This is a genomic window from Flavobacterium sp. DG2-3 (assembly GCF_030730925.1).
Classification (GTDB): Bacteria; Bacteroidota; Bacteroidia; order Flavobacteriales; family Flavobacteriaceae; genus Flavobacterium.
Map to the genome: position 1 here is coordinate 198,633 of NZ_JAVAMB010000002.1, position 12,318 is coordinate 210,950.

11 protein-coding genes are annotated in these 12,318 nt (G+C 31.9%); all 11 read right to left on the minus strand.

All coding sequences use genetic code 11. The annotated features are described in order from the left end of the window. Positions 1–59: 59 nt before the first annotated feature. Positions 60–1,175: a FecR family protein gene (locus Q9Q97_RS04870; RefSeq protein WP_306155210.1), complete on the minus strand. Its 1,116-nt coding sequence runs from the start codon at positions 1,173–1,175 to the stop codon at positions 60–62. A gap of 90 nt (positions 1,176–1,265) precedes the next feature. Then, positions 1,266–1,871 carry an RNA polymerase sigma factor gene (locus tag Q9Q97_RS04875; RefSeq protein ID WP_306155212.1) on the minus strand — a complete coding sequence of 202 codons (606 nt, stop codon included), beginning with the start codon at positions 1,869–1,871 and terminating at the stop codon, positions 1,266–1,268. A gap of 452 nt (positions 1,872–2,323) precedes the next feature. After that, entirely contained in the window at positions 2,324–5,176 is a 2,853-nt protein-coding gene (locus Q9Q97_RS04880; RefSeq protein WP_306155214.1) for a T9SS type A sorting domain-containing protein, read from the minus strand. Positions 5,177–5,295: 119 nt separating this feature from the next. Beyond that, a complete protein-coding gene (locus Q9Q97_RS04885) occupies positions 5,296–5,724 on the minus strand; it encodes a hypothetical protein (protein ID WP_306155216.1) in 429 nt (142 codons plus the stop codon). Positions 5,725–5,877: 153 nt separating this feature from the next. Then, entirely contained in the window at positions 5,878–6,750 is an 873-nt protein-coding gene (sucD, locus tag Q9Q97_RS04890; RefSeq protein WP_057118027.1) for a succinate--CoA ligase subunit alpha, read from the minus strand. Between the two features lie 86 nt (positions 6,751–6,836). Next, positions 6,837–7,199, minus strand: a complete 363-nt coding sequence (locus Q9Q97_RS04895) for a nuclear transport factor 2 family protein (RefSeq protein WP_306155222.1) — start codon at positions 7,197–7,199, stop codon at positions 6,837–6,839. A 1-nt stretch (position 7,200) separates the two neighbouring features. Continuing rightward, positions 7,201–8,130 carry a UDP-3-O-(3-hydroxymyristoyl)glucosamine N-acyltransferase gene (locus Q9Q97_RS04900; RefSeq protein WP_306155224.1) on the minus strand — a complete coding sequence of 310 codons (930 nt, stop codon included), beginning with the start codon at positions 8,128–8,130 and terminating at the stop codon, positions 7,201–7,203. A gap of 208 nt (positions 8,131–8,338) precedes the next feature. Further along, entirely contained in the window at positions 8,339–8,905 is a 567-nt protein-coding gene (gene efp, locus Q9Q97_RS04905) for an elongation factor P (protein WP_306155226.1), read from the minus strand. A gap of 123 nt (positions 8,906–9,028) precedes the next feature. Beyond that, positions 9,029–9,814 (minus strand): acyl-ACP--UDP-N-acetylglucosamine O-acyltransferase, encoded by a 786-nt coding sequence (lpxA, locus tag Q9Q97_RS04910; RefSeq protein ID WP_306155228.1) that lies wholly within the window; start codon positions 9,812–9,814, stop codon positions 9,029–9,031. Positions 9,815–9,888: 74 nt separating this feature from the next. Next, positions 9,889–11,277, minus strand: coding sequence for a bifunctional UDP-3-O-[3-hydroxymyristoyl] N-acetylglucosamine deacetylase/3-hydroxyacyl-ACP dehydratase (locus tag Q9Q97_RS04915; RefSeq protein ID WP_306155230.1), 1,389 nt, complete (start codon positions 11,275–11,277; stop codon positions 9,889–9,891). Further along, positions 11,270–12,313: a UDP-3-O-(3-hydroxymyristoyl)glucosamine N-acyltransferase gene (gene lpxD, locus Q9Q97_RS04920; RefSeq protein WP_306155232.1), complete on the minus strand. Its 1,044-nt coding sequence runs from the start codon at positions 12,311–12,313 to the stop codon at positions 11,270–11,272. The genes Q9Q97_RS04915 and lpxD overlap by 8 nt, the downstream gene beginning before the upstream one ends. Positions 12,314–12,318: the final 5 nt, after the last annotated feature.

Sequence of the window (12,318 nt, forward strand, 5' to 3'; positions counted from 1 at the left end):
TTATTTTTAGTTTTATTAATTAGTTAATTTTGGTTTCTATTTTAATCGAATTTCGAACTCTAGTTACAGCCAGAAGTCGTAATTACGATTTGATTTCCATTCATTTCATAATTGGTATCGTTACCAATACTTTTACAAATTATTTTTAGCTTTTCCGCCAAAGGCTGATCGCTTAAAGAAGTGGTTAATCGGCAATCTTTCAGTTTATCGTGCGGAAAATCGATGTCTACTAAATACGCCTGCTCAATAGTTTCAAGAATTTGTTCTACCGGAATATCAGTAAACTCAAAGCTTAACTGTTCAATATTTCTAACACTATTTACTAAAATCGGATCTTCAGTAATGTTGGTTATTTTATTAAACACTAATTCTTTACGAGCAAAACGCAATGCCTGATTCGGTAATAAAACAATCTCTCTGTTTTCCGAAGTGCGAACTAAGTCATTGGATTTTACCTTAACTTTACCGGTGCGAACTAAAACTTCAACGTTTTGCTGGTCTGGATAAGCTTTAATTCTAAAGCTTGTACCAACAACTCGAGTTACAATTTCGTTAGCGTAAACAAAAAAAGGCTTTTTAGGATTTTTACTAATTTCAAAGAAACCTTCGCCGGATAAATACACCTTTCTTTCGTTTCCGGTAAAGATTTTAGGGTAACTTAATTTACTATTGGGCTGTAATAAAACCGAACTTCCATCAGATAAAGTAATGATCTGTGATTTTTCAGAATTGTTGGTCTGTTCAACCAAACCTTCATCATTATCATGAACGAGTTCGTTGTAAGTAACAACATTGTCAGTTGTTATAATGTTATTTTTAAAAAACCAGATAGAGAAAATCCCAACGAGAATAGCCGCTGCCACCCCGCTGATCCAGTATCTCTGCAATTTTAGTTTTTTGATTTTTGAAGCTTTTAGAGAAAGCTCTTCTTTTTGTTCAATTCTGCGCCAAGTTTCCTGTAAGGCTTCATGAACTTCATTTGAAGATAAATTAGATTCTGGAACTCGCATCGCCAGCAGCACAAGCCTTGCATCTTCTACAAGTTTGGCTCTTTGACGATTTTCCAAAGTCCATTCTTCCCAGCCTTGTTCATCAATCTTAGATAAAATCCATAATCGAAAATATTCATCGGCTAAAAAGTCTTCTATTTCAGTATAATTGTTACGTTTTTGCATCACACTATTAGGGTTACAAAAACATAGAGGACAGTTTTTTTATTATATACTCACCTATTTAAGATTTTTTTTTGATATTTTCTTAAATTTTTAAAAAAGCCCTGAAGATATAAGGACTAGAAGCGGAATACTGCCTTTCCATTCTTTACGAAGACTTAACAGACCTCGATGCAAAAGATTACTCGCAGACTGATAATTTACGTCTAATAAATCGGCTATTTGATCTACGCTCAATCCTTGGTGATAGCGCAAATACAAAGCTTCTTTCTGACGGCCTGGCAAATCGTTTAGTAATTTATTCAAAAGCAAGACACGTTCTGCCGTTACTTCGTCTTCAACCAAATCATTTTCTATAGAAAAGTCAAAAAGAAATTCTAAAGCATCGGTAGTTGTTGTTTTTCTAAACACGTGATCTCTTTCATGCAGACGCGCAATTCTCTTTCTAACGCTAGAAAGCAAATAAGCCTTAACAATAACATTATCTTGCAGAGAGCCGCGATAAAGCCAGATATCTTCAAAAACATCTTGAATACAATCCTGCACTTTTTCAGCATATGGGCAAAGCGAATTACCGTAACTGATTAAGTCTCTATAGTATTTTTCAAAAAGCAGAGAGAATGATTTCTCATCACCATTCTTCAGATTATTCCACAAAATGAAATCGTCTAAAATCTTGTTCTTTAAAATTTGGCTCATAGAAAAAGTTTTGGGGGCGTAAGAATCAAAATTATTTAAGAGACTTCTTAAAATAACTTGATTATTTCAGCAATTAAATCACATTTCAATTTTTTGATCTTTTTATAATTAAATCGAATGAATGGAAATACTTAATTTAACAAAAAATAAACAAGTGTTTTACATTCCGTTTAATTTAGTTCAAGCAAAAAGATTCAAATTTTTAACATTATTTTTTGTTTTTGTGTGATAAATATAGAAAAGCAAATAATCAAAACCCAATTAATTACAAAAAATCGTAACTTTTTCTAAATTTATCAGTATTTGCCCTTCATTTTTTGATTAAACTTAAATTTACTATAATTTAAATTTTAATTAACTAAAGAGACTTTTTCATTTTTAATGGAAAAAATTAAGCACAAAAAAAGCCTTATCGAAATAAGGCTACATAAAGAGACTAAAAATATTTTTTCTTAAATCTTAATAAATTTCATTGCAGAACTTCCTTTGTCAGTTTTAACTTGAAGAATGTAATTTCCCGATTGAAATCTTGAAATATCAATTTTAGCAACATTCTGAGCATTTGGAATTGTTAAAACTAATTGCCCCAAAAGATTATAAACAGCCATAGACTTTATTTCTATTGTATTTTTTGAAGTTATATTCAAGAAATTCTGGGACGGATTTGGATAAGCATAAAAATAAGATGAAAACTCAAAATCTTGCGTTCCTAAAGTCTTAAATGTTGAGGTTTCTTTATTGGTTAAAATTGGAAAGTTATAATCGAAATAAATATTGGCTTCATTTGCAAAAGAATCTCCAATGCTTAAAGTCGGTAAGGTTTTAATTTTGAAAGCAATATAACCGTCATTATTAGCATCATCAAAAGGAAGATCTATTTTTTCGAAGATAAATTCCACTTTGTTTCCATCAGAAATTTTAGTTGTACACGAATGGCTTGCACTAGTAGGAACCAATGTAGAAATGTCAAATTTTGACAAATCGATCATATCTTTAACAACGACATTTTCAGCTTTATAAGTTCCGGTATTTTCAAAACGAATTAGATAATGGACATATTCTCCAATAAGTTCAGGCTTAATAACATTTCCTTCTAGACATGTTTTGTCATTTGGGTCATAAGAACCTACAACAGTTTGATTAAGTTCAAAAATATTATCCAAAGGTTTTTCATCTGTTTCAGAAGAACTTACTGCTAAACTGTATTTTAAAACATCTCCATTGTTTACAGCTGGAGTTTCAGTTGGAGAATTTACATTTAAAACTAAATCAATTTCTCTGCTTTCAAATGGTTTTAGATCTGAAAAATCCCAAACTAATTTACCAGAAGTTTGGCTAGAAATTGCAGAATTCGAAGAAACAAAATCTAAAATTGAATCGTCAAAATTAAGTACAACAGCACCAAACTGAACCGTATTTCCTTTATTTTTTGAAATAATTTTATAAGTAGCGTCAAAACCGGGTCTTGCAACTTCAACTGGAATCATATTAACTTCCAGATCATTATTAGCATTATTAGGCGTAAAACAAAAATCTTGAATTAAAGTATTTGAAAAGCTAGTAAATTCAAAATCAATACTATTTGGATAAACTGAAAAATAATCTGAATTTTCTAAAATTGGTGAAATTGTATATCTACCTGCATTAACTGAGATTGAATAATTTCCTTTTTCATCAGTGAATATAATTCCATCTTTGGTTCCGTCAGAAATCTTTAATCTAATTTGAGAAGCTGGCAAATCGTTACTATCACATCCATTTTTATTAAAATCGATTGTAGCATTACCTGTAATTAAAAAACTTTCACCGCCTGGAACAAACGAACAGTATGAATTTACATTACAATTTTTATAATTATTTTGTCTTACCAAATTTTGAATTTGAACAATCTGATTATCATCGCAACAGATATATTTCAAATTAAGATTCCCTGAAATATTTAATACAGATTCTGTACTACCATTTTTCAAAAAAGCTGATTCTAAAAATCGATTATTATTGATATTTAAATTCATCAATTTTGGTAACGAACCAAAATCTACAGACACAAATTGATTATTGTAACAATCAATTCCCTGCAAATTTTTTATCTCTCCAAAATTGATCGATGTTAGATTATTCTGATGACATCGTAAGGTTCTTAATTTAAACAAATTACTAACATCTAAACTTGTTAATTTATTCTCACCGCATTCTAAAACTTCAAGATTAGACATTTCATTTAGATTGATTGTTTCTAAATTTAAACCGTTGCAAAATAAATACTTTAACTTTTTTAATGCTGAAATATCTATTTTAACGTTACCGCTAAAACTAAAATTCAAAGTTAAAAGATTAGTTAATTTTGATGAATCAACAATTAAATTCTCAAAACTATTATTATTAATTGTTAACGTTTCAAGTATTCTAGTTGATCCTGTTAAATCTAAAGAAGTTAGTTTATTTGCTCCAATTTCTAATCTTTTTAAATAGCTTAAATTCTTTAAATTAATCGTTGATAATTGATTCTGATTTGCTACTATTTCTTCGATGTAAAGCGAATTAGTAAAATCGAGGAAGGTCAAATTATTAAAATAACAGTATAATCTTTGCAGTTTAGTTAAATGACTTATTTCTAGAGCAGAAATAGAGTTATTAGAACAATATAGGCCTTCCAAATTGGACAAACGGCTTACATCTAATACAGAAATTTTATTATTTGAACATTCTAAACCTGCAAGATTTAAATAATTATTCAAATCTAATGTTTCAATTTTATTGTTACTGCAAAATAAATTTCTAAGTTTTGCAGAATGCTTTACATCAATTAAAGAAAGCTCATTCTCTGAACAAAAAATATCAACGATAGATTCTAAATCATTAAAATTTAATTCCGTTAACTTATTTTTATTACAGTTTAAAAATTCGAGTTTCGTTAAGCCAGAAAGATTTAACGCAGTTACTTGACTATTATAGCAATTTAAATTCTTAAGATTTTTTAAATCACTTACATCAAGAGTAGAAATCTGATTACCTCCACATGAAATCGTTTGCAAATTTTGAAAGTTTTTAATTCCTTCTAGGGAAGTAATATTTGAATTTTCAACATTAAGCCAAAAAACTCTCATGACTTCCGACTGTTCAATAACACCATCGTCGTTAGAATCTATCTTAATGTTCGTCTGATTTTCATCTTTAGCTATCGCATTGAATGTATCAGATTGCAATAATTTTTCTTTGAATTTGGAATCTGAAAAATTTAAAACTTGTGCATTTAAAGAAAGCACACTAAATAAAATAAAAAAAAGCAGGTAATTTTTGATCATAAATTTGTTTTTGGTCGTTAAAAATATAAAACCAAAAATTAAAAACCTAGCAAAATAAAAAAGGCCTCACTAATTAATTTAGCGAGGCCTTTTTAAATATTTTTAAGTTTGAAAGCAACTTAAAAAGCAACATTCCATCTTGGTAATTTACCATTTTCATCTAAGAAATTCTGCAAAACCTGTCCTTCAACAGCAGTTGGAATTGCTTTTGCATCTGTATTGAAAGTCTCGTACCAAACTACTTCAAGCTCAGAAATGTTTTCTAATTTCATTTGAGCAGGCCAAGAATATTTTCTTCCTGTTTTAGCAAATTGGTGTCCGTTTACGATTTTGTCGTATAATCCGCCATTTTTGCTTTTTAAAGTTCCGTCGTTCTGAACAGTTCCTGTAGAACCAACCATAATTAGTTCTTTTGCATCACCTTCAACAGCGTAAACAACAAAAATTCCTGCGCTTCCTTCTGGAGCGTTACAAGCTTCTTCTAAACTATCGTTTACAGTAAAAGTAAAACTATTTGTTGATTTAAATTTTTCTAATTCTTTGTACATATTTCTTTTTTAAGCTTCTATCCCGATAGCTATCGGGACTGAGGTAATAGAAGCTAAGTTTTTAGTTTTTGTACCTCAGTATTTTTAAATGGAAAAAAGTCTCAACAAAATATTGAGACTTTTCTGGAATTTGTTATTTTGAATATTTGGAGATTATCCTAATACTTCTTTTACTTTTTTACCAATTTCAGCTGGCGAATCAACAACGTGAATTCCGTTGTCTCTCATGATTTGTTTTTTAGCGGCAGCAGTATCATCAGAACCACCAACGATTGCACCTGCGTGCCCCATTGTTCTACCAGCAGGAGCAGTTTCTCCAGCGATAAAACCAATAACTGGTTTACGGTTACCGTCAGCTTTTACCCATCTTGCAGCATCAGCTTCAAGTTGTCCACCGATTTCACCAATCATGATGATAGCTTCAGTTTCTGGATCGTTCATTAATAATTCAACAGCTTCTTTAGTTGTAGTTCCAATAATTGGATCTCCACCAATACCAATAGCTGTAGTGATTCCTAAACCTTGTTTTACAACTTGGTCAGCAGCTTCATAAGTTAAAGTTCCAGATTTAGAAACGATACCAACTGTTCCTTTTTTGAAAACGAAACCTGGCATAATACCAACTTTAGCTTCACCTGGAGTAATTACACCTGGACAGTTTGGACCAATTAATCTTGAATTTCTTTCTTTAACATAATTATTTGCTTTAATCATATCTGCTACAGGAATTCCTTCTGTAATAGCAATAATTACTTTAATTCCAGCATCAGCAGCTTCCATAATTGCATCAGCAGCAAAAGCTGGCGGAACAAAAATGATAGAAGTATCAGCACCAGCTTGATCAACAGCATCTTTTACTGTATTAAAAACTGGACGATCTAAATGGCTAGTACCACCTTTTCCTGGAGTTACACCTCCAACAACATTAGTACCGTACTCAATCATTTGAGAAGCGTGGAAAGTTCCTTCGCTCCCTGTAAATCCCTGAACAATTATTTTGGAATCTTTATTAACTAAAACACTCATGATATATATTTTATGTAGTTTTTAAATTTGTGTTGCAAAAATAAGGTTTTGTAATGTATTTTGCCTCTTTTATTGTCAAAAAAATATTAAGAAAATTGACTCATTTGATAACCTTTATAAAGTTTATCATCTTTTATCTGCCAGATTGTTGCAAAATGCGCCAAAAGCATTTCCTCTCGCGGATTCTCAATTGTTTTCACGAAATGAGAATAACGCACTGATACTAAATCATCTTCAGAAATAATATGGCTTATTCTCACTTTAGATCGCACATAAGCACGACTCAGATCGTTAGCCATTTCTATTATAGCATTATAGTCCATCTTAATAAAACCTTTACTGCTATTCCACTCCAATGTAACGTCAGGATGCAGATATGTTTTTAAAATTTCGCTATCAATTAGGGCATCTGACTTATAAAATTTCTGAACAAATTCTTTAATAGACATATTACTTCAATTTACTTAAAATTTCAGGAATCTTCTTGATATTGGCTAATTGTTTCAATTTTTCTCTTGACTCTTCAATTGGAGTACCAAAATAGGATTTTCCGCCTTCAACCGACTTAGTTACACCTGTCTGCCCCATTACAACGGCTTTTGCCCCAATTGTAATACCGCTTGTGGTTCCTACTTGTCCCCACAAAGTTACTTCGTCCTCAATAATTACACAGCCCGCAATACCAGTTTGCGAAGCAATCAGACATTTTTTGCCAATTACGGTATCATGTCCAACATGCACTTGATTATCTAGTTTAGTACCTGCACCAATTGTGGTATCTCCAGTAACGCCTTTATCGATAGTACACAAAGCACCGATACCAACATTATCTTCAATAACAACTCTTCCGCCAGAAATTAACTGATCGAAACCTTCAGGACGTTTTTTATAATAAAAAGCATCGGCTCCTAAAATGGTTCCAGCATGTATAATAACATTATCGCCAATTACAGTATGGTCGTAAATAGAAACATTAGAATGTATCAGGCAGTTTTTACCAATTTTCACATGGTTTCCAACAAAAGTATTAGGCTGTATAACTGTTCCCTCTCCTATTTGTGCAGTAGAAGCAATGGCAACATTAGCAAACTGAAACGGCTTAAAATGCTTGGTAAGAATATTAAAATCTCTAAATGGATCATCAGAAATTAAAAGCGCTTTACCTTCTGGACATTCTACTTCTTTGTTTATCAAAACAATAGTTGCAGCCGACTGCAAAGCTTTATCATAATATTTTGGATGGTCAACAAAAACAATATCTCCAGGCTCTACAACGTGTATTTCGTTCATGCCTAAAACTTGAAAGTCTTTGTCGCCAATAAATTTGCAATTAAGCAAATTGGCAATTTCTTGTAAAGAATGACTCTTTGGAAATTTCATATAGTATAATTAGAAAACTTGTAAATTAGAAAATGAGTCAATTAGAAAATTTATATCCAAAATTATGTTGATCTAAAAATTATCTAATGGGCTCATTGTCCTATTATCTCAATTAGAAAATGAGTCAATTAGAATGTGAATATACAAAATTATGTCGACTCACAAATTTTCTAATTGACTCATTGTCAAATTATCTTAATTAAAATAACTATTCTTTAACACGCTCCATGTAAGAACCTGAAGCTGTATCGATTTTAATTTTATCACCTTCATTGATGAACAACGGAACGTTAATTGTCGCTCCTGTTTCAACTGTAGCAGATTTTGTTGCGTTTGTAGCAGTATTTCCTTTTACTCCTGGCTCTGCATAAGTAACTTCAAGAATTACAGATGTTGGCATATCTACTGATAAAGGCAAATCTGTTTCTGTATTGATTTGTACCATCACATTTGTTCCTTCTTTTAACAAATCTGGAGCATCCAAAATGTTTTTGTTTAAAGAAATTTGTTCAAACGTTTCAGCATTCATAAAGTGGAATTCATCACCTTCTGGATATAAGTATTGGAAAGTATGTGTCTCAACACGAATAACATCAATTTTATGACCAGCTGAAAAAGTATTGTCTAATACTTTTCCTGAAGTTAAACTTTTTAGTTTTGTTCTTACGAAAGCTGGACCTTTTCCAGGCTTTACGTGAAGAAATTCAATAATTTTATAGATATCGTGATTAAATTTAATACACAATCCGTTTCTAATATCTGATGTAGACGCCATTTGTTTTTTATTTTAGATTTTTGAATGTAGATTTTAGATCCAAAACTTAGAATCAATCTTCATTTTTTTTATTTTTTCAACTGTAGTTTAGAACTCTAAAATCAGAAATCTAAACTCTTAAATTTAATAATTTCCTGAATAACCTTTCATGATTCCTCGAGAAGAGTTTCTAATGAAATCTAAAATTTCATCTCTTTCAGGAGTCGCTTCCATTTCAGCTTCAATAATACTTAAAGCCTGAGTTGTATTGTAATTCTTTTGGTATAAAATTCTATATATTTCCTGAATTTCTCTAATCTTTTCAGTAGTAAATCCTCTTCTTCTTAAACCAACAGAGTTAATTCCAACATAAGACAAAGGCTCTTTTGCCGCTTTTGTAAATGGCGGAACATCTTTTCTTACCAAAGATCCTCCAGAAATCATAGCGTGATCTCCAATATGAATAAATTGGTGAATAGCAGCTAAACCACCAATAACAGCATGATTTCCAACTACTACGTGGCCTGCTAAAGCAACACCATTTACGATAATAGCGTTATTTCCGATCTCGCAGTCGTGTGCGATGTGAGCATAAGCCATTACTAAACAGTTGTTTCCTATTATAGTTTGGCCAGAAGCAATTGTTCCTCTATTGATAGTAACACATTCTCTAATTGTACAATTATCACCGATAATAGCAAGAGAATCTTCACCTCCGAATTTTAAATCTTGTGGCACCGCAGAAATTACAGCTCCTGGAAAAATGTTGCAATTTTTTCCAATTCTAGCCCCTTCCATGATGGTCACGTTTGAACCAATCCAAGTACCATCACCAATAACAACATTATTGTGAATTGTTGTAAATGGCTCTATTACAACGTTTTTAGCGATTTTCGCGCCTGGATGAACATATGCTAATGGTTGATTCATCTGTATGTTTTATATTTTTAATTAAAATATTCTGATTTGAAGCAACAAACCTAAACAATAAATTTGATAATTTATTATTGTTTTCTTGCTATTTGTGCCATTAATTCAGCCTCAGTTACCAATTTACCATTTGCATAAGCGTTTGCTTGCATATGACAAATTCCTCTTCTGATAGGAGAAATTAACTCACATTTAAAAATTAAAGTATCACCTGGCAATACTTTGTGTTTAAATTTAACATTATCAATTTTCATGAAATATGTCAAATAATTTTCAGGATCTGGAACTGTGCTTAACACTAAAATTCCGCCTGTTTGTGCCATTGCTTCAACAATTAATACACCTGGCATAACTGGAGCTTCTGGGAAGTGACCAACGAAGAAATTCTCGTTCATCGTAACGTTTTTCAAACCTACTACGTGACGATCAGACATTTCGATAATTCTGTCGATTAACAAGAATGGCGGTCTATGAGGAAGCATTGCCATAATTTTATGAATATCCATCAGTGGCTCCTGATTTAAGTCATAAGTTGGCACATGGTTTCTCTGCTCTATTTTGATAATTTTAGCCAATTTCTTTGCAAACTGAGTATTTACAAAGTGCCCTGGCTTGTTTGCGATAATTTTTCCTTGGATACGAACTCCAATTAAAGATAAATCTCCAATTACGTCAAGCAATTTATGTCTTGCCGCTTCATTTGGATAATGCAATGTCAGATTATCTAAAACGCCGTTTGGTTTTACAGAAATCTCCTCTTTACCAAAAGCTTTCTTTAAATTTTCCATTGTAGATTCAGAGATTTCTTTATCTACATAAACGATTGCATTGTTTAAATCTCCACCTTTAATAAGTCCGTGCTCTAACAAAGATTCTAATTCATGAAGGAAACTAAAAGTTCTAGAGCTTGCAATTTCAGATTTAAAATCGGCTAGACTTTTAAGAGTGGCATTTTGAGTACCTAAAACTTTTGTACCAAAATCTACCATAGTAGTAACCTGATATTCGTCGCTAGGCATTACAAGAATTTCGCTTCCCGTAGCTTCGTCAGTAAAAGAAATAACTTCTTTTACAACATAAACGTTACGGCTTGCGTCTTGTTCTTCAATTCCTGCTTTCTCAATTGCTTCAACAAAATATTTTGATGAACCATCCATAATTGGAAGTTCAGAGGCATTCAATTCAATAATGACATTATCCAAATCACATCCAACAACTGCTGCCAAAACGTGTTCAGGAGTTTGAATTTTCACTCCAAGTTTCTCAAGATTTGTTCCTCTTTGAGTATTAACAACATAATTAGCATCAGCTTCAATAACTGGTTGACCTTGCAAATCTACTCTTACAAAAGTGAAACCATTATTAACAGGTGCAGGTTTAAAAGTCATTGTAACTTCTTTTCCAGTGTGTAAACCAACTCCTGTTAGCGAAATTTCATTTTTGATGGTCTTCTGTTTAACCATTATTTCCATTTTTTGGGTTTATTATTTGTTTTTTTAATTCTTCAACTTCAGCCACAATTTTAGGCAGATTCTTAAAATGAACATACGATTTATTAAAATCGGTATATCCAAGAGACGGAGTTCCTTGTAAAACTTCGTCGTCTTTAATGTTTCTGGCTACACCCGACTGCGCTTGAAGCCTAACATTATTACCTATTGTTAAGTGGCCTGCAATACCTACTTGTCCACCAATCATACAATTTTCGCCAATTTTTGTAGAACCCGCAACACCACTTTGAGCAGCAATCACAGTATTTTTTCCAATTTCTACATTGTGCGCAATCTGAATCTGATTGTCTAGCTTCACTCCTTTTCTAATAACTGTAGAACCAAGAGTTGCTCTGTCTATCGTAGTATTAGCACCAATATCTACGTTATCTTCAATAATAACATTTCCAATTTGCGGCACTTTACTGTATTCGCCATTTTCGTTTGGAGCAAATCCGAAACCATCAGCGCCGATAATAACGCCAGAATGTACCGTACAATTGTTTCCAATAACAGTTTCTGAATAAATTTTAGCACCAGCAAAAATGAATACATTATCGCCAATAACAACGTTATCGCCAATAAAACTGTTCGGATAAATTTTTACATTATCACCTAAAACTACATTTTGTCCAACATAACTAAAACTTCCCAAATATAGATTTTCGCCATATTTAGTACCTTCAGACATAAATGACTGAGGCTCGATGCCCGTTTTATTTAATTTGACTTGATTATAAAAGTGTAAAAGTTTAGAAAACGCTGCATAAGCATCTTCCACTTTAATTAGTGTAGTTGTAATTTCCTGTTCTGGAATAAAGCTTTCATTAACAATTGTTACTGTCGCTTTTGTAGTATATATATAATTGATATACTTAGGATTAGCCAAAAAAGTAAGCGATCCCTCGTCTCCTTCTTCGATTTTAGAAAGCTTAGAAACTTCTGCATTGGGATTCCCAACAACTTCTCCTTCTAAAATTCCTGCTATTTGTTCTGCTGTAAATTTCATCGCGA

Excerpts from the sequence above, each read along its gene's own strand:
- lpxA (WP_306155228.1), bottom strand. The coding sequence starts at position 9,814 with ATGAATCAACCATTAGCATATGTTCATCCAGGCGCGAAAATCGCTAAA.
- Q9Q97_RS04900 (WP_306155224.1), bottom strand. The coding sequence starts at position 8,130 with ATGAAATTTCCAAAGAGTCATTCTTTACAAGAAATTGCCAATTTGCTT.
- sucD (WP_057118027.1), bottom strand. The coding sequence starts at position 6,750 with ATGAGTGTTTTAGTTAATAAAGATTCCAAAATAATTGTTCAGGGATTT.
- Q9Q97_RS04870 (WP_306155210.1), bottom strand. The coding sequence starts at position 1,175 with ATGCAAAAACGTAACAATTATACTGAAATAGAAGACTTTTTAGCCGAT.
- Q9Q97_RS04885 (WP_306155216.1), bottom strand. The coding sequence starts at position 5,724 with ATGTACAAAGAATTAGAAAAATTTAAATCAACAAATAGTTTTACTTTT.
- Q9Q97_RS04880 (WP_306155214.1), bottom strand. The coding sequence starts at position 5,176 with ATGATCAAAAATTACCTGCTTTTTTTTATTTTATTTAGTGTGCTTTCT.
- Q9Q97_RS04915 (WP_306155230.1), bottom strand. The coding sequence starts at position 11,277 with ATGGTTAAACAGAAGACCATCAAAAATGAAATTTCGCTAACAGGAGTT.
- Q9Q97_RS04875 (WP_306155212.1), bottom strand. The coding sequence starts at position 1,871 with ATGAGCCAAATTTTAAAGAACAAGATTTTAGACGATTTCATTTTGTGG.
- efp (WP_306155226.1), bottom strand. The coding sequence starts at position 8,905 with ATGGCGTCTACATCAGATATTAGAAACGGATTGTGTATTAAATTTAAT.
- lpxD (WP_306155232.1), bottom strand. The coding sequence starts at position 12,313 with ATGAAATTTACAGCAGAACAAATAGCAGGAATTTTAGAAGGAGAAGTT.
- Q9Q97_RS04895 (WP_306155222.1), bottom strand. The coding sequence starts at position 7,199 with ATGTCTATTAAAGAATTTGTTCAGAAATTTTATAAGTCAGATGCCCTA.